Origin of the sequence: Streptosporangium sp. NPDC049248 (genome assembly GCF_040678965.1) — a bacterium.
GTDB lineage: Bacteria > Actinomycetota > Actinomycetes > Streptosporangiales > Streptosporangiaceae > Streptosporangium > Streptosporangium fukuiense.
Genome location: NZ_JBFAQY010000006.1, coordinates 243,200 through 268,286, shown reverse-complemented (window position 1 = coordinate 268,286; position 25,087 = coordinate 243,200). Strand labels below are relative to the sequence as shown.

29 protein-coding genes and 2 pseudogenes are annotated in these 25,087 nt (G+C 65.5%); 20 read left to right on the top strand and 11 right to left on the bottom strand.

Going from position 1 to position 25,087, the window contains the following annotated elements; genetic code table 11:
• Positions 1 to 3: 3 nt before the first annotated feature.
• A complete protein-coding gene (locus AB0K21_RS14750; protein WP_364150329.1) occupies positions 4 to 1,050 on the top strand; it encodes a TIGR04500 family putative peptide maturation system protein in 1,047 nt (348 codons plus the stop codon).
• A gap of 178 nt (positions 1,051 to 1,228) precedes the next feature.
• Here AB0K21_RS14750 and AB0K21_RS14745 read toward each other — a convergent pair whose 3' ends face one another.
• Both AB0K21_RS14745 and AB0K21_RS14740 read right to left on the bottom strand, forming a co-directional pair.
• Entirely contained in the window at positions 1,229 to 1,384 is a 156-nt protein-coding gene (locus tag AB0K21_RS14745) for a hypothetical protein (RefSeq protein ID WP_364150064.1), read from the bottom strand.
• A gap of 156 nt (positions 1,385 to 1,540) precedes the next feature.
• Complete coding sequence (locus AB0K21_RS14740; protein WP_364150061.1) at positions 1,541 to 2,089, bottom strand: DUF6596 domain-containing protein; 549 nt, start codon at positions 2,087 to 2,089, stop codon at positions 1,541 to 1,543.
• Positions 2,090 to 2,767: 678 nt separating this feature from the next.
• Between AB0K21_RS14740 and AB0K21_RS14735 the strand changes: the two genes are divergently transcribed.
• From AB0K21_RS14735 to AB0K21_RS14700, 8 genes are all read left to right on the top strand, one after another.
• Positions 2,768 to 3,724, top strand: coding sequence for a helix-turn-helix domain-containing protein (locus tag AB0K21_RS14735; protein ID WP_364150058.1), 957 nt, complete (start codon positions 2,768 to 2,770; stop codon positions 3,722 to 3,724).
• Positions 3,725 to 4,051: 327 nt separating this feature from the next.
• Positions 4,052 to 4,438, top strand: coding sequence for a hypothetical protein (locus AB0K21_RS14730; RefSeq protein WP_343965628.1), 387 nt, complete (start codon positions 4,052 to 4,054; stop codon positions 4,436 to 4,438).
• A 650-nt stretch (positions 4,439 to 5,088) separates the two neighbouring features.
• A complete protein-coding gene (locus AB0K21_RS14725) occupies positions 5,089 to 5,310 on the top strand; it encodes a hypothetical protein (RefSeq protein WP_364150055.1) in 222 nt (73 codons plus the stop codon).
• 110 nt (positions 5,311 to 5,420) lie between these two features.
• Positions 5,421 to 7,211 (top strand): asparagine synthase-related protein, encoded by a 1,791-nt coding sequence (locus AB0K21_RS14720; protein WP_364150052.1) that lies wholly within the window; start codon positions 5,421 to 5,423, stop codon positions 7,209 to 7,211.
• Between the two features lie 12 nt (positions 7,212 to 7,223).
• Complete coding sequence (locus tag AB0K21_RS14715) at positions 7,224 to 7,718, top strand: hypothetical protein (RefSeq protein WP_364150049.1); 495 nt, start codon at positions 7,224 to 7,226, stop codon at positions 7,716 to 7,718.
• A gap of 48 nt (positions 7,719 to 7,766) precedes the next feature.
• Positions 7,767 to 9,524, top strand: coding sequence for an ABC transporter ATP-binding protein (locus tag AB0K21_RS14710; protein ID WP_343965621.1), 1,758 nt, complete (start codon positions 7,767 to 7,769; stop codon positions 9,522 to 9,524).
• Positions 9,521 to 9,940 carry a S26 family signal peptidase gene (locus tag AB0K21_RS14705; RefSeq protein ID WP_364150046.1) on the top strand — a complete coding sequence of 140 codons (420 nt, stop codon included), beginning with the start codon at positions 9,521 to 9,523 and terminating at the stop codon, positions 9,938 to 9,940. Before AB0K21_RS14710 ends, AB0K21_RS14705 begins: the two co-directional genes overlap by 4 nt.
• Positions 9,940 to 10,455 carry a MauE/DoxX family redox-associated membrane protein gene (locus AB0K21_RS14700; protein ID WP_364150043.1) on the top strand — a complete coding sequence of 172 codons (516 nt, stop codon included), beginning with the start codon at positions 9,940 to 9,942 and terminating at the stop codon, positions 10,453 to 10,455. The genes AB0K21_RS14705 and AB0K21_RS14700 overlap by 1 nt, the downstream gene beginning before the upstream one ends.
• A gap of 26 nt (positions 10,456 to 10,481) precedes the next feature.
• Here AB0K21_RS14700 and AB0K21_RS14695 read toward each other — a convergent pair whose 3' ends face one another.
• Positions 10,482 to 11,396 carry a hypothetical protein gene (locus AB0K21_RS14695; RefSeq protein WP_364150040.1) on the bottom strand — a complete coding sequence of 305 codons (915 nt, stop codon included), beginning with the start codon at positions 11,394 to 11,396 and terminating at the stop codon, positions 10,482 to 10,484.
• A 289-nt stretch (positions 11,397 to 11,685) separates the two neighbouring features.
• Here AB0K21_RS14695 and AB0K21_RS14690 point away from each other — a divergent pair, with 289 nt between their 5' ends.
• Together AB0K21_RS14690 and AB0K21_RS14685 are read left to right on the top strand one after the other, a co-directional pair.
• Positions 11,686 to 11,865, top strand: coding sequence for a hypothetical protein (locus AB0K21_RS14690; RefSeq protein WP_364150037.1), 180 nt, complete (start codon positions 11,686 to 11,688; stop codon positions 11,863 to 11,865).
• A gap of 406 nt (positions 11,866 to 12,271) precedes the next feature.
• Positions 12,272 to 12,841: a TetR/AcrR family transcriptional regulator gene (locus tag AB0K21_RS14685; protein WP_343965611.1), complete on the top strand. Its 570-nt coding sequence runs from the start codon at positions 12,272 to 12,274 to the stop codon at positions 12,839 to 12,841.
• 11 nt (positions 12,842 to 12,852) lie between these two features.
• Here AB0K21_RS14685 and AB0K21_RS14680 read toward each other — a convergent pair whose 3' ends face one another.
• Complete coding sequence (locus AB0K21_RS14680) at positions 12,853 to 13,371, bottom strand: hypothetical protein (RefSeq protein ID WP_364150034.1); 519 nt, start codon at positions 13,369 to 13,371, stop codon at positions 12,853 to 12,855.
• 223 nt (positions 13,372 to 13,594) lie between these two features.
• Here AB0K21_RS14680 and AB0K21_RS14675 point away from each other — a divergent pair, with 223 nt between their 5' ends.
• The gene (locus tag AB0K21_RS14675) at positions 13,595 to 14,110 is read left to right on the top strand and encodes an SRPBCC domain-containing protein (protein ID WP_364150031.1); all 516 of its coding nucleotides are present in this window, start codon (positions 13,595 to 13,597) and stop codon (positions 14,108 to 14,110) included.
• A 128-nt stretch (positions 14,111 to 14,238) separates the two neighbouring features.
• On the opposite strand, the gene AB0K21_RS14670 is transcribed toward AB0K21_RS14675, so the two are convergent.
• Both AB0K21_RS14670 and AB0K21_RS14665 read right to left on the bottom strand, forming a co-directional pair.
• A complete protein-coding gene (locus tag AB0K21_RS14670) occupies positions 14,239 to 15,222 on the bottom strand; it encodes an LCP family protein (protein ID WP_364150028.1) in 984 nt (327 codons plus the stop codon).
• Positions 15,223 to 15,224: 2 nt separating this feature from the next.
• A complete protein-coding gene (locus AB0K21_RS14665) occupies positions 15,225 to 15,806 on the bottom strand; it encodes an RNA polymerase sigma factor (RefSeq protein ID WP_343965603.1) in 582 nt (193 codons plus the stop codon).
• A 324-nt stretch (positions 15,807 to 16,130) separates the two neighbouring features.
• Between AB0K21_RS14665 and AB0K21_RS14660 the strand changes: the two genes are divergently transcribed.
• The 5 genes and pseudogenes from AB0K21_RS14660 to AB0K21_RS14640 all read left to right on the top strand — a co-directional run.
• Positions 16,131 to 16,949, top strand: coding sequence for a sugar nucleotide-binding protein (locus AB0K21_RS14660; RefSeq protein ID WP_343965601.1), 819 nt, complete (start codon positions 16,131 to 16,133; stop codon positions 16,947 to 16,949).
• A gap of 166 nt (positions 16,950 to 17,115) precedes the next feature.
• Positions 17,116 to 17,559: a GNAT family N-acetyltransferase gene (locus AB0K21_RS14655; RefSeq protein WP_343965599.1), complete on the top strand. Its 444-nt coding sequence runs from the start codon at positions 17,116 to 17,118 to the stop codon at positions 17,557 to 17,559.
• 237 nt (positions 17,560 to 17,796) lie between these two features.
• The gene (locus tag AB0K21_RS14650) at positions 17,797 to 18,270 is read left to right on the top strand and encodes a hypothetical protein (protein ID WP_364150023.1); all 474 of its coding nucleotides are present in this window, start codon (positions 17,797 to 17,799) and stop codon (positions 18,268 to 18,270) included.
• 484 nt (positions 18,271 to 18,754) lie between these two features.
• Entirely contained in the window at positions 18,755 to 19,306 is a 552-nt protein-coding gene (locus AB0K21_RS14645) for a hypothetical protein (protein ID WP_364150020.1), read from the top strand.
• A 4-nt stretch (positions 19,307 to 19,310) separates the two neighbouring features.
• A pseudogene (locus tag AB0K21_RS14640) lies at positions 19,311 to 19,454 on the top strand (methyltransferase domain-containing protein); the annotation flags it as partial.
• A gap of 324 nt (positions 19,455 to 19,778) precedes the next feature.
• Here AB0K21_RS14640 and AB0K21_RS14635 read toward each other — a convergent pair.
• The 5 genes and pseudogenes from AB0K21_RS14635 to AB0K21_RS14615 all read right to left on the bottom strand — a co-directional run.
• Positions 19,779 to 19,967, bottom strand: a pseudogene (locus AB0K21_RS14635) (DUF6879 family protein); the annotation flags it as partial.
• A 27-nt stretch (positions 19,968 to 19,994) separates the two neighbouring features.
• Positions 19,995 to 20,723 (bottom strand): class I SAM-dependent methyltransferase, encoded by a 729-nt coding sequence (locus AB0K21_RS14630; protein ID WP_343965590.1) that lies wholly within the window; start codon positions 20,721 to 20,723, stop codon positions 19,995 to 19,997.
• A 175-nt stretch (positions 20,724 to 20,898) separates the two neighbouring features.
• Positions 20,899 to 21,294 (bottom strand): DUF429 domain-containing protein, encoded by a 396-nt coding sequence (locus AB0K21_RS14625; RefSeq protein ID WP_364150326.1) that lies wholly within the window; start codon positions 21,292 to 21,294, stop codon positions 20,899 to 20,901.
• Between the two features lie 55 nt (positions 21,295 to 21,349).
• Positions 21,350 to 22,354 (bottom strand): hypothetical protein, encoded by a 1,005-nt coding sequence (locus AB0K21_RS14620; RefSeq protein WP_343965588.1) that lies wholly within the window; start codon positions 22,352 to 22,354, stop codon positions 21,350 to 21,352.
• Between the two features lie 169 nt (positions 22,355 to 22,523).
• Positions 22,524 to 22,694, bottom strand: a complete 171-nt coding sequence (locus AB0K21_RS14615; RefSeq protein WP_343965586.1) for a hypothetical protein — start codon at positions 22,692 to 22,694, stop codon at positions 22,524 to 22,526.
• Between the two features lie 246 nt (positions 22,695 to 22,940).
• On the opposite strand from AB0K21_RS14615, the gene AB0K21_RS14610 reads away from it, so the two are divergent.
• The 3 genes from AB0K21_RS14610 to AB0K21_RS14600 are packed head-to-tail and all read left to right on the top strand — an operon-like array spanning position 22,941 to position 24,845.
• Positions 22,941 to 23,798 carry a sugar phosphate isomerase/epimerase family protein gene (locus AB0K21_RS14610; protein ID WP_343965583.1) on the top strand — a complete coding sequence of 286 codons (858 nt, stop codon included), beginning with the start codon at positions 22,941 to 22,943 and terminating at the stop codon, positions 23,796 to 23,798.
• Complete coding sequence (locus tag AB0K21_RS14605; protein ID WP_364150015.1) at positions 23,795 to 24,727, top strand: Gfo/Idh/MocA family oxidoreductase; 933 nt, start codon at positions 23,795 to 23,797, stop codon at positions 24,725 to 24,727. Before AB0K21_RS14610 ends, AB0K21_RS14605 begins: the two co-directional genes overlap by 4 nt.
• Positions 24,675 to 24,845 carry a methionine adenosyltransferase gene (locus AB0K21_RS14600; RefSeq protein WP_364150012.1) on the top strand — a complete coding sequence of 57 codons (171 nt, stop codon included), beginning with the start codon at positions 24,675 to 24,677 and terminating at the stop codon, positions 24,843 to 24,845. Before AB0K21_RS14605 ends, AB0K21_RS14600 begins: the two co-directional genes overlap by 53 nt.
• Positions 24,846 to 25,087 lie beyond the last annotated feature (242 nt).

The following is a 25,087-nucleotide window of genomic DNA, read 5'->3' as shown; positions in this document are numbered from 1 at the left end:
CCGATGGTGCCCTCCGAGCTTCTCGGCGACGCCCTGGAATGGCTGCGCGGGCTCGACGACGCCTCGCCCGAGTCCGCCCGCGACCGGCTGTCGGATCTACGCGCCCGCCACCCGCGAGTACCCATGCGGCTGCTGTGGCAGCGGGAGGCCGCCACCGACGAATACCACTACGACCTGCTGTTCCCCTCGACCGAGGGGACCGTCTCGCTGGCCTACGCCCCGAACCGGACGATCCCCTGGCCGCTGCGCGGCGGCCAGCGTTCCGGCGAGCAGCTCGTCGTACGCGTGAACGGCGTCGACATGACCATGGAACGGACCGTCACGACCCTGGACGTGCTGTTGGAGGACACCGGCCTGGCCCGGCAGCTGGTGAACGCCGCCCTGGTCGAGCAGGCCCTGGCCACCCGGCAGACGGATCTGTCCGACGAAAGGCTCCAGCAGGCCATGGACGCCTTCCGCCGGGCGCGAGGACTGCTGACCACAGAAGTGATGCGACGGTGGATGACCGAGCGCGGCCTGAGCCACGCCCGCCTCGAGGAGATCGTGACGAACGAGGCCGCGGTCGCGGACCTGCGCCGAGAGGTGGTCGAAGGGCGGGCCGAGGAGTTCTTCGCCGCCCACCGCGGGGAGTTCGACCGGCTGCGCGTGATCAGACTGCGGTACGCCGACCCCGAACGAGCCGACGCCGCCGCCGCGCTCCTGCGGGACGGCGACCCGGTCACGCTGGCGGCACAGGAGGTACTGGTCGGCCTGGCCACCTGCCGGATGGAGGCCAACAGCAGGGACGACCTGGTCGCGCTTTTCGGCGCACCGGCCGCCGACGCGCGGGAAGGCCAGGTGCTCGGACCCGCTCGACTGCCGGACGGCGGCCTCTGCGTGGCACGTGTACTGGCCGTCGAGCCCGCGGTGCTCGACGAGCTGACCCGCGAGTTCGTCGAAAGGCGGATCTTCGACGACTGGCTGGGGGAGCAACGGCGCGACGCCCACGTGGAGTGGTTCTGGGGCAGCCGGGCCCGCACCGACGAGCTCACCGCCGCCCTGCGCGGCTGACCGCGCCGAAGCTTCGGACGAAGAACACAGGGGCCGACATTCGAGGAATGTCGGCCCCTGTCGATCTCTGCCGGCTTCCTGTCGGCGCCTGCCGGATGGCAGGGGGAACAGTGTCCGGTTCGGCATGCGGGCCTCCGGCGGTCGTGGGTCGGTGCGCTCATACGCGCTTCCTACGCCCCTACCGGCTTGAGGCGGTGCTCACCCATGCTCGCCCGGCCTCGGCGGCGCGGGCACGGAAATCGCGTCCTTCCACCGGGCCGAACCGCGCCTTGTACTGGTGGAACAGCGTCCACAGCGCGGCCAGGGGTGAAGCTCGTCCCGCTGACACCGACATCTGTGCCGTCACCTTTGTCATATCGCTTCGCTCCCGTTCCGGCGGCCCCCCGATGGGGCCCGCTCAGGAGAGAGTCGGAGCCGCGGACCGGATTTCTACCTGCCCGCACGGATGTTTTTCCGCGACTCGGTTCACCTCACGCGGCGGGCGGCGCGGCTACCGCTCAGGCCGACTACCGGACGTGGTCGCGCAGCGGGCCGCGCGCTGCAGGAGAAACCGCTGCTCAGGCCGGCTGCCGGCCAGACGTGCGGCCTCCCGGTAGGCCGAGGCCGCGGCGGCGGTCTCCCCGGCCTGGTCGAGCAGGTGGGCGCGGACGGCCAGCAGTCGATGATGGCCGGCGAGCACCCCGGATTCCAGCTCGTCCAACAGCGCCAGTCCGGCGTGCGGTCCGTGCGCCATCGCCAGCGCGACCGCCCGGTTGAGGGTGGTGACGGGGTTGGGACTCAGGCGCTCCAGGATCTCGTACAGCGCCAGGATCTGCCGCCAGTCGGTGGCCTCGGCCGACGGCGCCTCGTCGTGTACCGCCGCGATGGCGGCCTGAACCTGGTACGGGCCGAGCGGGCGAGTCGCCAACGTACGGGTGATGATGCCGGTTCCCTCCGCGATGGTCGCGGTGTCCCAGCGGGACCGGTCCTGCTCCGCCAGCGGCACGAGCGCGCCGTCGGGGCCGGTACGCGCCGCGCCTCGCGCCTCGGTCAGCAGCATCAACGCCAGCAGGCCCGCCGTTCGCCCGGGCGGGGAAGCACTGCTCGCCGAACGATTTAAAGCGTGGTGGACACGCTGCTCGCGGAGGCCGTACGGCCTGAAAGTCCCCTAGAGAGAGGTGCAAACCAGTTCCCAAGGGGCACCGAGCGTGGCACGACAGGTGATCATATGAGGCTTTCCTGACTGGAGAAGACCTGTGCCGAGACCTCTTCCATCGGAAGCTCCATACCTATTTCAGGGACATCGCGATCCATCTCGATTCATGTCTGTCGGCGTCGCTTTGAAAGCATCGAATCACAACCGTCCTATTGATCTTGCCGAGATCATCCCAATGGAGGGCAAGCGCCGACACCTGTCTCGGTCCAGGCGGGTCGAACTCTACTCTGAAATTTTCTTAACACAAATTCATGTAAGATCAAAGCGTCACCCATGGTGGCCTCGGGGTAACCCGTGGCGACTTATCGCTGGTAAATGCTTACGCCTATCCGCTCCAGCGGCAAAAAACATCAGGCATACTTTCAGGAATGTTTCCCCATCTGCTGGACAAGCACCATGACTGCGGTCAACCATACTTGGCGATATTGGTGGTCCTGGATTACAGGAGGCACACGGATGGTAGTCACGGAATTGCGGACAGATAATCTGGCTCCAGAAGACCGCTTTTCCTGCTGGTTCGAGGTGGCATCGCAGACTCACATTCCTTCCTGGGTTCGCATCGACGGCGGAGTCGATTTCCAGGCTTCGGTGCGGGTGCTGAACCTCGGCGAGGCGCAGGTGTCGACGCTGACCCACCCGGCGCTGTGGTCGGAGCGGACCGCCAAGCTCGTCCGGCAGTGCGATCCGGAGTCGTACCAGCTCCATCTCATCGTCAGGGGCGGCGGCACGCTGGCGCAGGGCGGCCGGGAAGCCGTGTTCGATGCCGGGCAGTTCATTCTCGTCGACTCCTCTCACCCCTACCTGGGACGGCGATCGGCGCAGGACGGCAGGAGCGAGACCGTGGTCATCCAGTTCCCCCGGGCTTCGCTGGGCCTGCGCTCCAGCACCGTCGGCCGGCTCGCCACGGTGCCGTTCTCCGCCCGCGGCGGGATCGGCGCCGTACTGGCCGGCCACCTGTTCGAGCTGATGAGAAACGCCGAAGACTACACCGAGGCCGACACCACCGCCCTGGGCGGCATCACGCTGGACCTGATCGCGGCCGGCTGCGCCCACCAGCTCGACGCCACCGCCTGCCTGTCGCCCGAGGCGCGGCAGCGGGCCCTGCTGGCCCAGGTCCATCGTTTCATCCGCGACCGCCTCGGCGACCCGGCCCTGACCGCGGATCTCATCGCGGCCGCTCACCAGATCTCCACCCGGCACCTGTACAAGCTGTTCCAGGACCACGGCATGACCGTCGCGGCCTGGATCCGCCGGTGCCGTCTGGAGCAGTGCCGCCGCGACCTGGCCGATCCCGCCCTGGGCTCTCGTCCGATTCAGACCATCGCCACCCGCTGGGGCTTCATCGACGGCGCGCACTTCAGCAAGGTCTTTCGCGCCGCGTACGACACATCCCCCCGCGACTACCGGCACCTGACCCGGCACGACGACGCCGTGCGCAAATTGACAAGAACCGCGCAAGAAACGCCAACGACATCCTAACCGGTTCCCGGCATGCTCATAGAACAAGCACAAAGGGCCCGGCCGGGCGATCCAGAGCCACACGCATCTCATTCACGGCCTGACCGGCGACTACCGAAAGGACACGCACTGGCAGACCCCGGCTATGACGGCACCGGCATTCTCACCGCAGTCAAACAACCGGCCGGCGGTCCGTCGATCCGACATCCACAATGCGCTCCGCGCCCAGCGCCGCCGGGTCGTCCTGCTCACGCACAGCAAATGAAGGTTTCGCGATCAAGGCAACGCGGTTCGCCGAACTCCCGGACCGGGGCGAACCTGAATCCTCCCATACTGAAGGGAATTGCCATGGCTTCTCATCTGTCACACATGGCCATCCGACGCACCGTGATCGGCATCCTCACTGTAGGGGCTGTCGTCACGGCGACAACCGGCGCCGCCTCCGCGGATCTTGTACAGACTTTAGGGACCAACGGCCAGCAGGTCCGCGCTTGCGATGATCAGGCCTTCTACACCGCCGTAAAAATCACCGGGACAAGCCAGTCGGGCACGACTGCAAGCACAACGGGATACCTCGATCCGGTCGATAGTTGCCACAGCTTCACCGGATGGTGGTTCCATGGAACCGTCACCTTGAAATGGTTCCGGGACGGCAGCTCCAAGACGAAGACAACTTACTGCAACGTACCGAAGGTACTCCCCGAGAACTGGGTGCTGTGCGTCAATCCCGCCTAGAGACCGGATGTGATTCACAGCTCTTGACCCCAGGATCGGGGACCTGAAGCTACCGGAGGGTGAGGGCCTGCTGGATCGGTGCGTCCATTCCGGGCGCCACGAAGGCCCTCACCTCACTCCGTCCTGGTCGACACCGGTCAATCATGAGAATTCCAATCTTTCTCGTTGATCGACTCGGCCAACGCCCATCGGTAAGTCATCGGCAAGGAGTCCAATGACTTCAGCGAGCAACTGTCCAAGGATCGAGGAGCCGAGGACGGCTAGAGAATTCGTGTTGAGAATGCGCCAGCTCAAAGCGTGGTCCGGATCCACGCTACGACAACTCGAACGTCGGGCACAGAGTATCGGTGAAACCCTTCCACGAAGCACACTGGCCGCCGCGCTAACCTACCTTCGCCTGCCGAAGGAGCCGCTTGTCATTGCATTCGTTAAGGCATGTGGATGCAGCTCGGAAGATGTCAGAGACTGGGTCGAGGCTCGTAAGGCGGTCGCCATGAAGGCCACCAGGATAACTGATCAGTAAATTGTCCGGGACGGTCCCGGACAAAAACAAGAAACCAACGATCTATGATTGTCGGCATTTCCGAGTAATCTCCATTTTGCGAAGCCGTCCCACCCTGGGACAGCTGATCAGAGATGGAGAAGATGTGATGCTCCAGAAATTGGCCGACAAGGCGTTGGCGCTGTTCGTGCCGCATACGCGAGCGGCTGCCACCTACACCCGGACGCAGTTCCAGTACATTCAGGGTACTGCGGGCTCCGGTTGCGACTCGTACGGTAACCGGTGGCGGCAGGTACGCACCTGCACCTATATGGACAGCGGCAAGCTGATCAGCTGTACCAGTTGGGCCTATTACGCCTGCGGCTGGTAGCACAACCCGGCGGATGACCAGCCTGGGATCTCCTCATACCTTGAAGATGAGGAGATCCACGCCGGGCGAAACATATTCCGCTCCTGATTGGAACAACTTTGCGCGTCTTTATGGCACTGATCTCGAAGAATCCGAAGTCGCCCGTTGCCACCGCGATCTCCATTGCACGGTCCGTGATCGGTGATGTGTTTCCCGCTCCACTCGACACGGTTACCGCTGACGAGTGGCGGGATGCAGAAACGACTTTGTTGGCGTGGTCCAACGAAGAATCAGTCGCCGGACGTCTACCCCTGATCTCCAAGGGACCGGATCATGCCGTGGGAATCAGCGGCCATCTGGCTGCGGCCAAGGATGTCGCCAGGCTCGCGGCGGCCGCTTCCCTGGGAGGAGCGGCGGCCTCGCTGGGGGGATGCTTCTCCGCCTTCCGAGTGGCGCCGGGAGAAGTCCAGGCAGTGACGGTGAGCACTCGTGCCTGCCCTGTCTTCTATGCGGAGACACCACAACTGCACATCGTGGGTAACCGCGCGCTGCATGTTCATCTCGTCGCGACGGGAGGAACGATTCTCTGGAATGAGCTCGCCCTACAGTCCATGATTCGCCAGGGGTACTTTCTCTCCGACGAGACTCCCTACCGTGGCGTTGAGGCCCTAGGCCCCTCTTCGTCAATCGTCGTCCGTGGCGGCACCCGAACGATCGCCGGTACACCACTGCCGCAAGCGCGACCTGCGCCAGGCTCACCCCGAGCCAAGCGTGCGGCCGTCGCCCAGCTCGGCGAGGCCCTTGTGGCAGCCGTCGCCCCACTGCGCTCGGCTTCGGAGCCGGTGAACTTGGCGCTCACCGGCGGCCGCGACAGCCGGCTGATGGCAGCGCTCCTCCATGCAGCGAAGATCCCCTTCCGGGCTACGACAAACGGCCTCGACGATCACCCTGACGTCGTGATCGCTCGCCAGATTGCCGCGAAGTTGGGCATCGACCATACCGTCATCGCGCCAACGCAAACAGTCGCGAAGGACGCGGTCGTCATTCCGCATCCTCAACAACGCACGTATGACGTTCTCAAGACGTGCGAGGGCATGACCTCTGCCTACGAAAGCATTGTCGAGTACCTTCCGTACAGCGCGAAACTTACTATGTCTGGACAGAGTGGAGAGATCCTCAGAGGCGGGTTCCTCTACAGCCAGAACAACACGAGCGAAAAGGCGATGCTGCGCCGCATCAAGGACTTCTTCCTCAAGAATGACAAGCTGTTCACTGACGAAGTGAACGAGCACGCCCGATCCCTTGCCACACCATGGATGGCAAGGGCACAGGAAAATCCTTGGGAAGTCCTCGATCACATGTACATCACCTACCGGGTGGGTAGATGGCATGCCGGCGCACGGGTGGGATCGTTACGCCGAGGTAATCCCATCCAGCCGTTCCTGGACAACCGGGTGGTACCCGAGGCCCTGGCACTCGAACAGCAGTGGCGATATTCAGAGGAGGTCGTTTACGGCCTCATACGTGAATTCGCCCCGGTGCTACGGAGCGTCCCACTCGAAGGCACCCCGTGGCGGTTCGCCGCCGACCGTCCACCATCGCTCTTGTCACGGTTCCTACCGACTGCGAAGGCAGCACCCGCAGCGGTCTCCAGCAAAAAGAAGAGCAGTGGATGGAACTGGCGAACAAGCCCGGGTCCCACGTTGTCGGCAATACTCGGCGAATACGTAATGGAACGGGCCGACGCACTCACCGATCTCATCCGTCCGGATGAATTAAAACTCCTTTTCGCAGGTCCCACGGTCACGCAGCCCGCTCTGGCCTGGAACCTCTACACTGTCACAAGCATGCTGACCAATACCTTCCCGGGAGAGCCGCCCGCCGAGCTCGATTCGGTCCACATCTCCATCCCCCGCCCCTAAGGTGCCTGGTCTATGGTGTTCCTAGTCGCATTGATTGTATTAACTTTCGCACTTGCCCTGCTGAACCTCCTGCTCACCTACGGAATCATTCGCAGGTTAAATTTGTCACATCCGGCGTTGGCCGACGTCAAACCGCTCTTGCCGGACGAGGACATAGGAGATTTCGAAACCGCGACCACGAGAGGGAAGTCGCTGTCCGGCGCGCAGCTACGCGGAACCACGACAGTCGGTTTCTTCACACCGGGCTGCCAGCCGTGCGAGGAGAAATTGCCCGCCTTTGTGGAGTTCGCTCAGGTGAACATCGGAAATGCCTTGGCCGTGATAGTGGCGAACAGCAGTGCCGAGGCCGACCCCATGGTCGCGCGCACGGAGAAGTTCGCCGATGTCGTGGTCGAGCCGTACGGCGGGCCGGTGTGCAGTGCGTTCGCAATCACCGGCACACCCGTGGTCATGACGCTCAACGAGCGCAGGGTCGTGCAGATCGGACTTCCAGCGAAGGCTGCGTGAGGCATGAGGCGATCATCTTCATGGGTCGGACTGCTTCCAGCGTTGCGGATGGCGTGGAACGCCGGACCCGCCTGGGCGGCCACCATCGTCGTACTGAGCCTGTTCGCCGCCGCTATTCCGGTGGTGACCACCTGGATCACCAAGCTTACGCTGGACGGGCTGGCCGCGAAGGACACGACAACGACCGTGATCGCCCTGGCCTTCGCTCTCGCCGTCCTGGGGCTTGCGGCAAGCCTGACCCCCCTCATCCGCGGGTACGCCGGAACCGAACTGGACCGGCAGATCAGCCTGCGGGCACAGGACCGGCTCTACGGCGTGATCGGCCGGTTACCAGGACTGGCGAGGTTCGAAGACCCCACCTTTCTGGATCACCTCAGGCTCGCCGTTCAGTCGGGCGGTATGACGCCCGGGCAGGTCGGTGAGGCGGTCCTAGGGATGGTGGGAGGACTCATCACGGCCGGCGGATTCCTGGGGGCACTGCTGTCCATCAGCCCCCTGATGGCCGCGCTGACATTACTGGGCTCGCTTCCCGCGCTACTCGCCGAAATCCTTATGGCGAAACGGCTGGCAGCGATGATGTGGACTCTAGGGCCCGTAGAACGTCGCGAGTTCTTCTATAGTCAACTGTTGTCCAGCACCGAAGCCGCCAAAGAGGTTCGCCTGTACGGTCTCAGCGAATTTCTTCACAAACGCATGCTCGGGGAACGCCGGACGGCGAATGCAGAGAAACGCCGCCTGGAACAGCGCCAGACGCTGACGCAGGGCGCTCTGCGAGCCGTCGCCGCGATGATTTCGGGGGCCGGACTGGTCTGGGCCATGATGCAGGCTCGCGCAGGAATGCTAACGATCGGCGATGTGTTGATGTTCGTCGCCGCCATGGCCGGTGTGCAGGGTGCGATCGGCGGCCTTGTCGCCCAACTCGGCTTGGCTCATCAGCATCTACTGTTGTTTTCACATTATCGACATGTGGTTGGCGCAGAACCGGACCTCCCTCTTCGGGCGGACCAACAACTTCCCCCACTGTCCGCCCAAATCGAACTCAAAGACGTCTGGTTTCGTTACGGTCCCGATCACCCTTGGATCCTGCGCGGGGTTAACCTCACCATTCCGCGCGGCGTCAGTATCGGGCTGGTCGGCTTGAACGGGTCCGGTAAGAGCACACTGGTCAAACTTCTGTGCCGTTTCTACGACCCAGTGCGGGGCACGATCACCTGGGACGGTGTAGATCTGCGGAATGTCGACGTGGCAGATCTACGAAACCGGATCTCCGTAGTATTCCAAGATTTTATGCAATACGACCTCTCCGTGGCCGAGAACATCGGTGTGGGTGACCTCGCCCGAATTGGAGATCGGCACGCTATCAAGGACGCCGCCGAGCGGGCCGGCGTGAACGACGCGGTGCAGGCCCTGCCCAGTGGCTACGACACCCTCATGACAAGGAGCTTCTTTCAAGAGGACGAGCAATCAGAAGGCGTGTACCTGTCCGGGGGGCAGGGGCAGCGCATCGCGATAGCCCGCGCCCTGCTTCGCGACGAACGCGATTTGTTGATCCTCGACGAGCCGAGTTCGGGCCTGGACGCCGAGGCCGAATACGAGCTACATATGCGACTCAAGAAGCACCGTGCAGGCAAGACGAGCCTTTTGATCTCTCATCGTCTCAACACGGTCAGGGAAGCTGACATCCTTGTCGTTCTCGACGACGGAGTCGTAGCGGAACTCGGCAGCCACGATGACTTGATACAGCTCGACGGCCACTATTCCCGGCTGTTCACCATGCAGGCAGTCGGCTATCAGGACGATCTATGATCGGCGTTCCCTTGCTGGCCTCCTTCGGAGTCATCATCGTTCTTCTCCTTCGGAGGAAGCTTTTGATAGTTGCCGTAACAGGGCCGAGCATGGAACCGAACTACATAGAAGGCGACCGGCTACTCGCTTGGCGACGCTCTCCTCGACACCTCCATCCCGGCCAGGTGGTGGTCATCGACACTGCCCCTCCCAGTGAAAATCCAGGACCGCCGATGAACATTATCAAAAGAGTCGTCGCGGTCCCTGGACAGCTGGTTCCTGGAGTCATGAGGGGGAATGACCAAGGCATGCTGGTCCCTCCGAACCATGTCGTCGTTCTCGGGGACAACAGACGCCGAAGCGTGGATTCCCGGCACCTCGGTTTCATCTCGGCCGACAGGGTCGTCGCCACGGTAATACGGAAGATGAACGTCTGATGGGTTATGTTTCCGTCGGCGCAATGACTTTACTGTCGACCATCTTCGCAGTCTCCTGCGTGGGAAAGGCGAGGAATCTAAAGGAGTTCGCCGGGGCGTTGCGGTCGTTCGCGTCCGAGCGAACATCGATGCTGCTCGCAGCCATGGTGACCGCCCTTGAAGGGCTGACCCTCCTGGCTTTTGCCATATCCCTTGCCGGGGTACGATGGGCGGCCGTTCTCGGTTTCCTACTGGCGGGCTCCCTATTACTCGCCTTCACACTGGTAATGCGTCGGATCCAGGGCGCTCACTGCCACTGCTTCGGAAAGCACGGGACCCGCTACTCGGCCCGCCATGTAGTTCGCAATGTACTGCTCACATCCGCGGCAATGGCGGGACTTGTCGAACACCATGGAGCCGCCGGACCTGAACCGGACGGCATCATCGTGGCCATGGCATTTGGCTTGTTAATTGGCCTGTTCGTCGTGATGATGGACGATCTCGTGGAGGTGCTGAGACCAGCCGGATCCAGGTGATCGCGATGCCCGAAAACAGCATCAACTCACCATGCGACGCGCATCCAGTGCTCCTCATCGCAACGTGTCAGCACACGACAGGTACCGTTAGAGATATCAAGCCAGCAGATGTCCCCATGGCCTACCAGTAGATGTTCGCCGGTGCCGTCGAAAGAAAGGTCCACCTCAACAGGATCGGCCCAGGAAACAGGTCGCTGATATAGCTCGCGGAGGGTTCCTCCGCCCACCGGCATGACCAACACCGCAAACGTGCCACCACCGTCCCGAGTACCTGCCACGGCCAGCAGGGTCCCATCGGGGGACAGGTCCACAGCATAGATCTGGTAGATGCCGTGGTCACCATCCTCGATGAGAACAGTGCCAGGGGATGTCGAAGCCGTACCGCCGAGATCATGGTGCAGAATTCGCCGGTGCTGCGGAGCACCTGGAGCGCCCGCCACAGCGAGCACGACTTCACTCTTCGGCCCAACCGATACATCGAACACATGCGACATGATTTCCGGGGCCGGCAATATTCGCACGGGTCCGTGACCGGTGAGTGGAACCGCGAAGCACTCCTCACGACCGCTCTGGTCTGTATCGACGACCAGAACAGCGAGAGCGCCGTCCCGTGAGACCGCCCTCACGTAGATCAAAGATGACCGCATCGATGGGAGCGGCACCCGATGGATTTGAGATTCGGCGTCGACTTCGCTGGTCAGCGGAAATTTGTAGAGACGCGGCACGAAATCCGGGTCACCAGGAACGTGGGTGGTAGCGGCCACTACTCCACCACCGACGGCGAACGACCCCGTCCATTGTTCACCACCGGGCGCAGGGACGTCTGTGAAATGTCGACCGGAGGCGGTGGGACGGATGGTCAACGCCGGTGCCGCAAGCCCATCGCAGGCGCCGCGAACCGCAACGTACATAGATGGGGCATTAGCCGAAGTCGTGATCATGGCCACTCCAGGAAACGTCGTGCACCAAAGATACTTTTTGTTGACCTGCTTGATACAAGCAGGCCGGAATCCTCATAATCTCTTATCTTTCCGCCTTCCTCCCAGCCAACCATATTCAGGTCTTGGCCGCATGCCGCCTTGCCCGTCCTATCGCGCCGGTCCGCGCGCCCGGCTCGCCCCGCTTCAAGACCCGGTGGACGCGCTGCTCGCGGAGGTCGTACGGCCTGAGAGTCCCCCCATGACTCCCGCCGCCCAGAGCGCCACGCCGATGTAGAGAACCTGCTCGGGGATGCGCTGCCACAGCGGCGACGCCGCCTCTCCCGCAAAGGTCACCCCGGCCAGCGCGGCGTGGATGTTGGCCGGGAGCATGAGCACGAACAGCAGGGCCAGGCAGATCCCGGCCGCCCGCCGGGTGGCCGGAAGCACGAGGCCCACCGCCCCGGCCAGCTCCAGGATGCCGGTCAGGTAGACCATGAGGGCGGGAAACGGGACGAACGGGGGGACCATGGCCACCATGTCGGCGTGATTCGGCATGAAGGTCACGCCTGGCGGGACGAAGTGAGCAGCGGCCGTCATCACGAGCATGACGGCCAGGCCGTGCGCGGCGCTCACCCGCCAGGTGGCGAAGCGGGCCGGCCCGAGCAGCATGCCCAACAGGCGGAAACCCAGTGTGGCCACGACGAGAACGATCACGGTCATAGAACTCACCTTCGGTCGGTCGATGATCATTTGGCGGTGGTCGTGGCACCGCCCGCCTTCCGGTGGCAGTGGCTTGGCCCGCCAATCTTGTCATCGGCAAGATTGAGGGAGATTCGCCATCTTGTCAACGTCAAGATAAGGTGGGCCCGTTACCGGGAGACGATCGAAGTGCGGAGGTGAGGCAGATCAACCAGCCGGTCTACCACCACGGCAATCTGCGGCGCGCCATCATCGACGCCGCCCTTGAGGCCATCGGCGAGTCCGGGCCGGCCGGATGGAGCCTGCGCGAGCTGGCCCGCCGCGCGGGGGTCTCGCACGCCGCCCCCGCTCACCACTTCGGCGACAAGACGGGGCTGCTGACCGCCGTAGCCGCCGAAGGTTTCGAGGTGTTCGCCGACGTGCTGGAGCGAACGGCCGGCGACATCCTGGAGGCCGGCGTCGCCTACATCCGCTTCGCCATCGACCACCGGCCCTACTTCGAGGTGATGTTCCGCCCCGAGCTCTACCGCACCGATGACCCCGGCGTGAGATCCGCACGCGAGCGCGCCTTCCATGTGCTCGTCACCGGCGCCGGCACGATCTCGCCGAACCCGGAACAGGACCGGTTGACCACGATCGCCGCCTGGTCGCTCGCCCACGGCTTCGCCGCCCTGTGGATGAGCGGGGCTCTCCCGGAAAGCGCCCACGACGATCCGGAGATCGTCGCCCGCTCGCTGGTCCGGCTCGTCTTCGGCACAGCGCGGTAGGCGTCGATCTACTACGACGCGGCGCGGGGAGGCCCGGAACGGCGGGCGGTCCTGGCGAGGAAGATCAGGATCGCCCCCGCGAGATAGAGGAGCGCGGCCGCGGCCGCCGGCCACGGGACCATGTCCGAGTACCGGCCCACCTGCTCCTGGCGTGCCGGCAGGCCGGTTTCCGGTGCCAGCAGGCCGAAGAGAAGATAGAGCACCGCGTACGGCCCGAGGCCCAGCACCACGACGGCCCGCACTCCCGCGCTTCCGGCCCGCCACCACACCAGGGCCGCCATGGCCAGTGTGATCACACCGGCCACGGCGTAGCTCCACATGTACCACTGGAGAGTGCTCACCGTTGTCTCCAGGGAGTCGTCCAAGCCGTAGCCGGGCCGGTAGCCGGCCACCAGCTCCCGCTGAAGGGGAGGCAGCAGAACGAGGGCGACCGCCGCGATCACCAGCTCGCACCCGGATGCCGCCAGCAGGCACATGACGGCACGCGCCTTCCATCCCCTCACCGCCACCACCCCTCTCAGAGCAATCATGGAAGAGCCCTCTTGGAAGACGCTTGCGAACCGCTGCCTCAGCCGCCGGCGTAGGTGTCGCCGCCCAGGTCGATCGCGGCGCGCACCGCCTCCGCATGGCTGGAAGCGGTACGCAGCCCGCATGTCCAGATCACCGCTCATTAACGAGAGCAACGCTCTTGACTCACACACAGCCAAGCGAGAGCATTGCTCTCACAAAGGAACACTGCTCCGAGGGAGTGTCATGAAGATTCTCTACGCCGGCCCGCCGATCGAGCGCCTGCACGAGGAGTACGCCAAGCAGGGGCGGCTCGACGAGAACGCGCCCGTCAAGTCCTCGACCTCGATCGTCATCGACGCCCCCGCCGAAAAGGTGTGGAAGCTGCTCGCCGACATGAACGGCTGGCCGGAGTGGCGCTCGGACGCGTACGTCGTCGAGCTCGGCGAGATGAAGCCGGACGCGACCTTCCGCTGGAACATCCGGGGATCGGCGATCAGGTCGACCTTCGCCGTGGTGGAGCCGGAGCGGGAACTCACCTGGACCGGTGTCGCGATGGGCTACATCAAGGCCATCGACCGGATGCGGCTGGACGCGACCGAGAACGGGCGAACTCGCGTGACCATCGAGGAGTCCATGTCCGGCCCCCTGCTGACGCTCTTCTACAGCAGCGCCAAGCTCCGCGAGGGCCACGAGGACATGCTCCGCATGCTGAAGACGGCTGCCGAAGGCCGGCGCATCGCGGATGCCCGCCCTCGGTGACCTCCCGCGAACCGCCGCCCAGCCGCCGGTCCTGCTCCGGTTGTGGACTCCTTCTCCGGGGAGCCCGAGTTCCTCGGAGATCAGGTGCCCACCAACCGGGGCAGGAGCGCCCCAGGTTGAAGATCAAGTTAGCGCAGGTCGCCGAAGAGCTCGCTCGCCTCGGGCTGCTTCCAGACGATCTTGTTGGGATCGTCCGGAGCCGGCAGCCAAGGCACCATGAGGAACGCCGCCTGGCTCTCACGTGCGCTTTCGGCGATGACGGCCATCGTGCCCAGGCCCATGTCGCTCTTTATGCTCCTGGTCGCCGCGGAGAGGAAGGATTGGAGCCGGGCAGGGCCGGTGATCCCCTGCCTGGCCTTTTTCAGCATCGCCTGCATGAGCGCGGCCTGGCGCTTGATCCGCTGGATGTCCGAGCCGTCGCCGTAGTTGCGCAGCCGCATGTAGGCGAGCGCCTGCTCGCCGCTGAGCATGCTCTTGCCGGCGGGGAGCGTCAGCTTGGCCTTGGGATCGTTCACGGGTTTGGGCAGCCTGACCTCGACGCCGCCGAGAGCGTCGACCACCTCCTTGAACGCCTGGAAGTCGAACTCCATCGCGTGGTCGATCCGCAGGTCGGTCAGCGTCTCGACCGTCTTGACGGTGCAGGTGAGCCCACCCTTGTTGAACGCCGAGTTGATCATGTCCCTCCGGGCAGGCACCGTTCCACAGGCGGGGATCCGGACGATCGAGTCGCGTGGCAGGTTGACGAACGTGATCCGCTTCCGGTCCGCCGGCAGGTGCGCCAGCAGGATGGTGTCACTGCGCGCACCCCCCGTACGGAAGCGGGGGCTACCGGCCTGGCTGTCGGTGCCGACGACAAGGATGTTCAGCGCGCCGGTCACCTTGACCGGTCTGCCCCCGGCCGGAGTGACGCTCTCCCCGGAGTTCAACACCAGCGTGGGCACGGTCACGGCGACCACGGTGGCCGCGGCGGCCAGGCCCATGGTCGGCCAGCCCACCCGCAGGCGACGGCGGGACCGGGCGGTCAGCAGGCGGTCGCGCCGGCGGGTCAGCGTCGCCGGCGGCCGGTGCTCCAGCTCGGCGCCGAGGTCGCGCAGCATCTTCAGGTCGTCCATCGTCACGCCTCCTCATCGAGCATCGGATTGGTGTCGCCCAGCGCCGCCCGTACCTTCCGCCTGCCCCTGTTGAGGCGGGAGCGCACGGTGCCGACCGGGATGTCGAGCGCCCGCGCGACCTCCTCGTACGTCAGATCGCCCCAGGCGATCAGCAGCAGCACGTCGCGATCCTTGGCGGGCAGCACCGCGAGCGCGCTGATCAGGGCGGGGCGGGCGGCCTGCGCGCTCACCCCGTCGGCCACCCGGTCGGCGGGCGAGTCCTCGTGGTCGTTCACAGGCGCCCGTAACAGCGCCCGGTAGCGGGCCGCCTCGGTGCGGTGCCGACGGGATATGAGCTTGGTGAGAATGCCGAAGAGCCAGGGCCGGGCGTCCGAATAGGCCAGGTCGTAGCTCCTGCGCCGGGAGAAGGCGACCAGGAACGTCTCTCCGACGAGGTCCTCGGCCGGTTCCGGGCCGAGCCGTTTGGAGACGTACCGGTAGAGCATGCCGGAGTAGCGGTCGAACAGCTCGGCGAACACTTCCGGCTGGGTCCAGGAGGCGCTGACGAGGTCGGCGTCGCCCCGGGTGGCGGGCTGTGTGATCATCTCCGCCCTTCGGTAGGGAAGTCGGTCAGGATGTATCGCCACAACCCGCCACCCGGGTTCACGGCGGCGAGGTTCGCGGTGGCCGAGCATGCCACCCGTTCCCGTTCCGCGCCCTGACGGTAGTCGCCCGCCCCCGAATGCCACAGCCCCGCCCTCTCCGCCAGACTGGTGTGACACATCAGGACAAATAGTCCTTAAGCGGAATTAATAGGTCGAGAACAGGATCTTCTTCACCGTGACGTTGAGCATGACCGACCTGACCGGCACGGCGGGGCATGATGAGCCGGTGGGCACTTCCTTCAGCGAATCCGGCTCGGACCGGCCATGAGATTCCTTGTCGTCGGCGGCAGTGGGTTTCTCGGCGGCGAACTCGTCCGGCAGTGTCTGGTGGCCGGGCATGAGGTGGCCGCGACCTACCTGACCCGACCAGGAGAGACCGCGGGTGTCGAGTGGTCGCCGCTCGATGTGCGCCGACGAGAGGACGTCGACGCGCTGATCGACGCGTTCCAGCCGGAGGTGGTCGTCAACGCCGCGTACCGGCAGACAGACTGGGCGACCACGGCGACCGGAGCCGTGAACGTGGCTCTCGCCGTCGCCGCGGCAGGTGGGCGCCTGGTCCATGTGTCCAGCGACACGGTCTTCTCCGGTGCCGCGATTCGCTACGACGAGACGTGCCTCCCCGACCCGATCTCCCCGTACGGTGCGGCCAAGGCCGCCGCCGAGACAGCGGTGAACGCGATCGCGCCGACCTCGGTGACAGCCCGGACATCCCTGATCATCGGTGACGGTGGTTCCCCGCACGAGGCGCTGGTGCATGCACTGGCCACCGGCAGGGCGAAAGGAATGCTGTTCACCGACGACGTGCGATGTCCCGTGCATGTCGTCGATCTCGCCGCGGCGCTCCTCGAACTCGCCGTATCCGAGTATCACGGGATCCACCATGTCGCCGGAACCGATGCGATCAGCCGATACGAGCTGGGGCTGCTCATCGCCCGACGCGATGGACTCGACGCCGACCGACTGCCTTCAGGCCTGAAAGCGGACACCAACGTGCCCGGCCCGCTGGATGTGCGCTTGGAGTGCGGCATGACTCAGCGGCGACTTCGGACCAGGCTGCGTGGCGCGCGGCGGTTTCTGGGGTGACGTTTCCATCACCGACGTCCGGCGTCGCGGAGTGCGCCGGCCCCGTTTTTCACACGTGACCGATCTTCAGCGGAGATCTGGCGCCACCGGCCGACTGGTCGCCGCTCAAGGGCCGAATAGGCTCGGGCGCGTCACTCTACGCCGAGCACATCAGGGAGCCCCATAAGTGGTGATCATCGCTCAGGAGACGTCGTTCGACGAGGCCGAGATGTTCGAGCTCTACGACTCGGTCGGCTGGCACCCGTGGACGCGCGACGTCACCCGGGTATGCCGGAGCCTGGCCAACTCGCACCTGGTCATCACCGCCAGGGACGAGTCGGGCAAGCTGCTCGGCCTGGCGCGGACGGTATCCGACGACGAGATCGTCTGCTACGTGCAGGAGTTGCTGGTCAATGCCCAACACCACGGCAAGGGCATCGGCCGCCGACTGCTGGAGCACCTCAAGGGCCGATACGCGCATTGCCGCTACTTCGTCCTCACCACCGACCACGAATCCACCCCGGAAGGCCCCGCGAACCACGCCTTCTACCGCCGCCTCGACCTGATCGAGCACCATGAGCAGGGCCTGTCGGCCTTCGGCCTGCGGGTGCGCGACCCGCGGAGCCTCTAGAGCACGTCGGTACGACCACCCTGGTGCTCCTCCGCCACCCGCCGCACGGCGGAGGAGGCCCCCTGGGGAAGAGGAGCGAAAAGCACGGTGAGCTCTCACCGTGCCGGCCGTCAACACGACCTTGCCGAGGCCCGGCTCCCTGGAACCTTACAGATGGTCAAGGTCGCGACTTCCGATTTTAGATGAGCGAGGTACGGGGGAACGGTCAGAGATCCTCCAGCGTCGAGAGGAAACCAGATGAAGATGCGGAAGACCGCGATCGCGTTCGCTGCCGGTCTTGCGGTCGCCGGCACGCTGTGGACGGGCGGCGCCGCCGGCGCACAGACAACGGCCCCGGCCCGGGTGCTCGGCCCGTCATGCTCGGTCCTGGGGTGCTCATCGGTGGTGAACGACAGCAACATAGTGGCGACGGCTCTTCGGAACTGGTGCCTCAGTACTGGCAGTACGGGCACCTTGACGACCACCAGACCGGCATGCGGAACCCAGTCGACCTACCTTCTCGGCTCGAAGGGCTCGCACACTCCGTGGGACCAGGACTGGGACGTCCTTCAGGTGGACGCGGGCTGGTGTTACTACGTGAAATTCACCTTGCCTGGCCAACCCGACAACTACACCCGGTACGACCGGAGGGGTAAGTCGGCCGGTTGGGTCAAGGTCGAGGACTTCTCGGACGCCCACGTGCTGGGCCAGTCGCAGACTTCTTGCCCATGATCATTCGGGCATGAGACGCGTCTGTTTCTCGCAGTCGGGATAGGTCCCTCCCCGTCTCTCGGCGGCCTGGGCCAGGTCGCGGTAGATCGGCCCTCTCCACACGCCCGCACCGGCGTGTGGAGCACCGAGGACGGCGGCGTCCGGCGTGGCCGCACCTGCGGAAGGTGCCCGCGCCGGTCGCCGGGACGAAACCCCACCGGTGCGGCCCTGGTGCCCACAGAGGACTCCAGCCGACGCTCGGCCATGGCGGCCCGCTGGGCGGCGAACAAGCCGCCGTCTCCACGGCGGTCGGTCCCGTTCTCGCCTGCTGATCAGGGAGTGCGTCCGGGCGCAAGTGATCTCCAAGGGGGCGCGCCCATCCTGCGGGGCATGTACAACACACGCGGGGCCCTGAAGCATGACCGACGAGGCTAGGCCCGGCAAAGAGGCGTGGTGGCATGTCCCGCTGGCTGTGCTGGTCGGCGTCGGAACTCCGATCCTCTTGGTGACGAACTTGGTCCTGGTCGTGGTGGATGCGTCCCAACCGTGCGTGTCACCGCCCAAGGGCACCTGGCCGCCGCCCGCCGCCCGCACCGAGACCTTCATCGATTTACCGCCCACCGCGGCTGACATGCCTCGGATCTTCCCCCACTCGGATGAGAAGTCCGTCATCGTCGCGGTCTACCAGACGCCCAGCGAGAAAAAGGTCCAGGTGTGGCGGCGCTCCCCGGAACACACAGACCCGGTCGCCTCGCTCGACGAGGAACTGCAGCAGTCCGGCAGCACGATAGTCAAGGCCAACCCGGGCGCCAGAGGCATCGATGCCTGCGCCGAGGGAATCGTGGCGGTGCCGACCGCCCCGCCCGGTGGCGCGGCGGCCTGCTACCTGTCCCAGTTCGACGATGCGAAGACCCACACCTACGAGTCGGGGGCGGTGTGTCTTTTCTTCGACCGGTGGTCCGGGGCGAAACTGGAGGGACCGGACATGACTGTGAGCGAGCTGGCCAAGCTGATGTCCCGCCTGCGACCCGCCATCCAGGTCCCGCGCACCCTGTGACCGCATCCCTCGGTCGTCGCACAGAGCACCGATCCCCATCGGATCTGCCGAGAGCCTGCCGTTCGACGACCTGTCCTTCGACGCCGCGATGGCTGTTTCCTCCATTCATCACTGGCAGGACCCGATCGCCGGCCTGCGCGAGATGCGGCGGGTCGCTCGCCGCGTGGTGGTGTTCACGCACGACACCGGTGACATCGGATGGCGTCATCGGTTCTGGCTCACTCGCGACTACCTGCCCGAGGTCGCGAACCTCCTTGTCGGCCGACCTTCGGTGACCGAGCAGGCCGATGCGATCGGAGCCCGGATGGAACCGGTGCTCATCCCGTGGGACTGCGCCGACGGTTTCCTTGAGGCCCACTGGCGTCGACCGGAGGCCTACCTCGACGAGAACGTCCGTCGCGGGGGGATCGGTCCTGCCTCCAGCCCGACCTCTCGCCGCTTGAAGCCCAGTGATTCACGTGCCCGGCGGATGTCACTCGACACGCTTCACGAATTCCTCACGGGAGACCGACAGCTTCCGGGCGAGATCGAACCATCCGCGATGCTCGGCCACGACGTCGGGATCATCGATCAGCTCGGCGCCCAGCATCGATCCGTCCTCGTCCTCGAAGTGCAGGACCGCGGACAGGGAGCGGTCGAAGCACCACACATCGAGCCGAGGGACACCCGCCCTGAGCGTCGCCTGTTCTCAGGTCGTGGACTGGGCGATGAACACGAACTCGCGACCTGGGCGATCAGGGGCTTCTCGCACATCGAGCACCCGATAGCCGTGGGTGACCAGGCTCGATTCGACCTCGTCGCGGCTGCGGAACCGAAGGGTCGAGTCGGAGATGACCATCGCACCGTCCACCAGAAACCTGTAGGTGTAACGGAAGGAGACAAACGGCAGGCTTACTTCGGTGACCTCACGACGCCGCTCCACCTGTCCTTTCCCGGGGATATCAAGGATCAGGCGATCATCGTCGGCGGCCCATTCCTCCCAGGCCCGATGCTCGGATCGCCTGGTCTCGAACACGAGGTACCCGCCTGGACGAAGAACGACGTGGACACCCCGCAGAGTTTCCGCCCAGTCGTCGTCGGTGACGAAGACCTGCGCCACATTTCCCGTCATCACCGCAAGATCGGCGCCGAACGGCGGCACCGTCCTGATATCGCCATGGACCCAGGTGACCGTTGCGGCCTCGTCCTTCGACCTCGCGACCTCAAGCGATGCCTCCGCCGGATCGACCCCCACGACGGTACGGCCGGTCCCAGCGAGCAGGACCGCCAGGGATCCCGTCCCGCAGCCGACGTCGAGTACCCGGTCCGCCCCCAACTCATCGGCGATGTCGAGATAAGCGGTCAGGTCATCGCGATCGCCGTCAAAGGCGTCATAGACGGGTGCGAGACGAGGGTGTGCAAAAATCGCATCAGGCACCCGGCGACCGTATCCACGTTCAAGCATCCCGGCCACAGATTTAACGAACCGGCCGGCGACTCGCGGGTACATGTCAGGAAAGCGCGCCAACCGATGTCCACCTGTTTGAAGGAGGACAGACGTGCGTCCGGATTCAGCGCGCACGCGACCAGACGTGTCCAGCTACACGTTCTACTCAGCCAGCTGGGCGAAGCTCGCTCAAAGGGCTGGTGGGGAGCGCGATCCATTCCTCGGAGCGCGCCGAGTGAGCTTGGTCCTGTGTCGGAACGGTCACGAGACCCTGAGATGCGGCGCGGGCGGTGAGCGCGGCGACGACGGCGTCCGTCGCGTGGTCGGACGTCCGACAGATCTGTTCGTGTTCCCCCAGGTCCAGCCATGGCGCCGCTTCCCGGAGTTCATCGACCGACCGCGCGAGTCCGCCACGATTCGCCGGGCGTTTATAGCGGTTGTGGGACAGGCCCCAGCATCTGAGCGAGGCCGCTGGGTAAACCTCCGCCACGACGCCGGTACCGCTACGGTCGACCGGCTGACCCTGCCGGGCAAGCTCGGCGAGCAGGGCCGCGCAACGCAGGGCCCTGCTGCCGATGAGAAGGGGGGAAGCTCACCTCGGTGACGGTAGAGGGCGGTTACCTGCGCTGGCCGGCCTCCAGGTAGTCCGCGACGACAGCGGAGCCGCTGTACGGCACGATCCGGTCAGTGAGTTCTTTCAGTCTCAGATTCAGCCGGTTGGACTTGATGCCCGCCACCTGGACTGGCGAGGCCGTCTCCACCGCGCCGTCCACGTCGCCGCGCTGGAGCAGAACGCTGGCGTGCAACACGGTGTGCAGCCCGCGGGTGCGGACGTTGCCCGCGGGCAGATTCAGTGCGGTAGTCGCCTGTCGTTCGGCGGCGGCGGTGTCCCCGAGGTCGCGCAGGGCATGCATCACCGATCCGGCGTAGTGCGCAGGGCCGAACACTCCCAGCCAGTCAGGGTCTCGAGCAGGGTCGGAGTGCTCCATGGCCTGATCGGCGATGCGTAGGACGCGGCGGGTCTCGTGGGAGTCGCCGATCAGCGCGTGGGCTCGCGCCTCGGTGACGGCGATCCGGGCCGTCAGTGTGTGCGGGATGGCTCGGCCGCCGGTGTCGCGAGCCGACCGGGCCAGTCGCACCGCGGTGCGGGTCTCACCCAGAAAAAGCGCCTGGGTCGACATGTTGCCCAGAACATAGGCGCCATAGGCGGTATCTCCGGAATGCTTGGCCAAGGCTGCGGCTTGGATGTAGTAGCGCTGAGCGAGCCCTTGGTGGCCGGCGTCCATCGCCATCCATCCCGCCATGTCCGTGAGGGTGGCGGACACATTGAACAGTTCGCGGCCCACCGAGTCGCTGTAGCGTCCTTGAAGCAGCGGGTCGACCTCGGTGGTGAGGTACTGCTCCAGCCAGGCCAGTGCGTACCCGCCGCCATGGGCGTGGTCGAGCTGTCTGAATTCCTGCCCGGCTTGGCGCAGGCGATCAATATCCGCGTCGGTGACAGCGCGGGCACCTTCTCGGTGAAGCGACGCCTGCGCTGGAGCGTCCCTCCAGTCAAGAGCTGCTTCGATCGCCGCCGCGGCGATGAATACGACACCGTTATGCATGAATGCGCGGCGCTCCACTGCACTCCTCCATAGTTCAGTGACCGCGGTTACGGTAGCGGCCGGACACGCGGAGATACTCAGGCTCTGTCGGATCTTGTCGCCATGATGGAACCCGAGCTGGTGAACAGTGAGAGCGCGGCCCAGCGCCCTTGACAACACCTGAGCGAGCAGCACAGGGCTCGGAGGGTCAGGCCACCGCACCCCTGAGCCAGCGGCCGACAGATCGGTAGTCGTAGGCCAGCCGCAGGCCGTGCTCGGTCGCGCCCAAATGCACGACCTGACGAGCGAGCGCGGCGTGAGACAGACCGCATTCGACGATGAGCGCGTCGAGCTCGTGGTTCGTGATCGAACGAGGCATGGTCGCCACTCCCTGCGTCGGCGCGGCCGTGGCGCGCTCTCGCGCATGACGGTACGCGCCTTGCGTGAGCTGCGCAGGCCCACACGGAACTGCACACGGGGAGTGCACCCTCACACGGGTGCGACACCGACGCGACCCCCTGTCACCCGTCGTAGCTGTCAGTGATCAGGTGCAGCGTATTCAACGAGAGCCCTACCCCGACGGGAGCCCCATGGCGACTCCCCCATCTCAAAAAGGAGAGGGACTGTGACAGTACCTCTGACCAGCATGCTCGTACTCAACCCCGATGAGCTCGGCCCCGATCCAACGCTGGGCATGGACCTGGCGGTGAAGCTGGGAATCGGGCACTTGGAGATTCGCTCGGCCGAAGGCGCCAACGCGGTGACGTTGCCCAAGGAGAGACTGGAGCACATCCGCTCCCTGGCCGACGAGCGTGGCCTGAAGGTCGCGGCGTTGGCCTCGCCGCTGTGGAAATGGTGTCGGCCCGAGGCTCGGCCGGGCCGGGTGGACACCTTCGGATTTCCCACCCAGGTCGCGCTCGAGCATCGACTGGGGTGGGTGGAACGCGCCATGAAGGCCGCCGCCATCCTCGGCGCCCCAACGATACGAATCTTCTCCCACCTGCGCGTCGAGCCGGAGTTGACCGAGCAGTTCACCGGTGACCCGCTGCTGCCCCGAGCCCTAGAGGTGGCGAACCGGTCCGGGGTGCGACTGCTGCTGGAGAACGAGCCGGTCTGCACCGTCGCCCACGCGGAGCCGCTGTTGGAAGTCCTGCGCCGTTACCACGGGCAGGGCCTGGGATTGTGGCTGGACGTGGCGAACCTTCACGAGGTCGGCCAGGCCACCGGCGAGGTCGTGGAGTACCTGGCGCCGTACGTGGGCTATGTGCACGTCAAGGACTACGAGTCGAACGCCGACGGCAGTCGGACCTTCTGCCCGGCCGGCGAGGGGTGCGTGCCGTACGACGAGGTGCTGCCGCTACTGCACGCCGCCTGCCCTACGCTGCCCTACGCGCTGGAGACCCACGTGCGCGACAGCCCCGCTGATGCTTTGCGCGCCGGAGCCGCGTTCCTGCGCTCGATGGTGCCCGGGGGCCTGGAGTGAGCCGGGTGCTGCTGGTCGGCGCCGGAGAGGTCGGGGCCAAGCACCTGGCCGCACTCACCGGTGCCGACGGGTTGACGGTGGCCGGGGTCGCTGATCCCTGCCCGCGCGCCGCGCTGCCGCCGGATACCCCGGTGTTCGCCTCCTGGCGCGCGGCTCTGACCGCGCTGAACCCGCAGCTGGTGGTGGTGGCCGCACCGCCCGGGATCGCACTCGTGGCTGCCCGGGACGCAGCGGCGACCGGGGCCGCGGTGCTCGTGGAGAAGCCGACCACGCTCGATCCTGCCGACCTGGTGCCGCAGGCGGGCGACGAGCGGGTTTTCGTGGGATTCCAGCCCCACTTCGCACCTGACCTGAACATGCTGCTCGCCCAGCCCCCGGCCATCGAGCGAGCAGAAGTGGTGCTGGCGGTACGGCGCGATCCGGGCTACTTCCGTGACTGGCGCCGCACCTACGCCACCGCCGGCGGGGTGCTGCACCAGCAGGCCATCCACGGACTTGCCCTGGCCCTGCGGTTGCTGCCCGGAACGGTCGAGACAGTGGACGCCGAGGTGGCCCACCTGCGGGGCCTGGCCGAAAGCGAGGACCGTGTCACCGCTGACATCACCCTGGCCAGTGGTCGCACGATACACATCGACGCCTACATCGACCACCCCGGCCCGCCCCGTCACGAACTCCTTCTTCGCCTCGCGGACGGGCAGCACCTGTCGGTGCGCGGGCGAAACCTCGAAGCCGGGCTCGGCGAGATCGCTGCCGCACCCACGCACGAGCAATTGCGGCGCCGGATGTACGCAGCCGTGCTCGACGCCGCCCAAGAGCCCGCTCACCCCTGCCTGTTCCCGATCTCGGCGCTGCGGCGCACACTGGAGGTAATCGACCGTGTCTACCGTGACGCACGCCGTATCCGGGCAGCGGACGCCGTTGCCGCATGAACTGGCCGTCGAGGTCGTCGAACGCAAGGGCGTCGGCCACCCCGACACCCTCTCCGACGGTATCGCCGAAATGGTGGCTATGAAGGTGGATCCGAGAGCCACGTGTCGGTCGGTTTGAGAGCCATTTGCTGATCAACTGCCTTGGAGTGTTAGTGAAAAAGAGAGCCATGCCCGTGGGTCCGGGACATGGCTCTTGTGACGCTGTGTGAGTGTGGTCATGGGCTCGGTACTGGTGGAGTCACCTATTCGACTATCGCGAGTTCTCGATGCCGAGGGCCGTGGTAGTGACTTTCCGTGATGTCGGCTGCAACAAGCCGAGCTCTCGGGCAGCAGGTGCGCGCGGAAGGGCAAAGTGGGCCT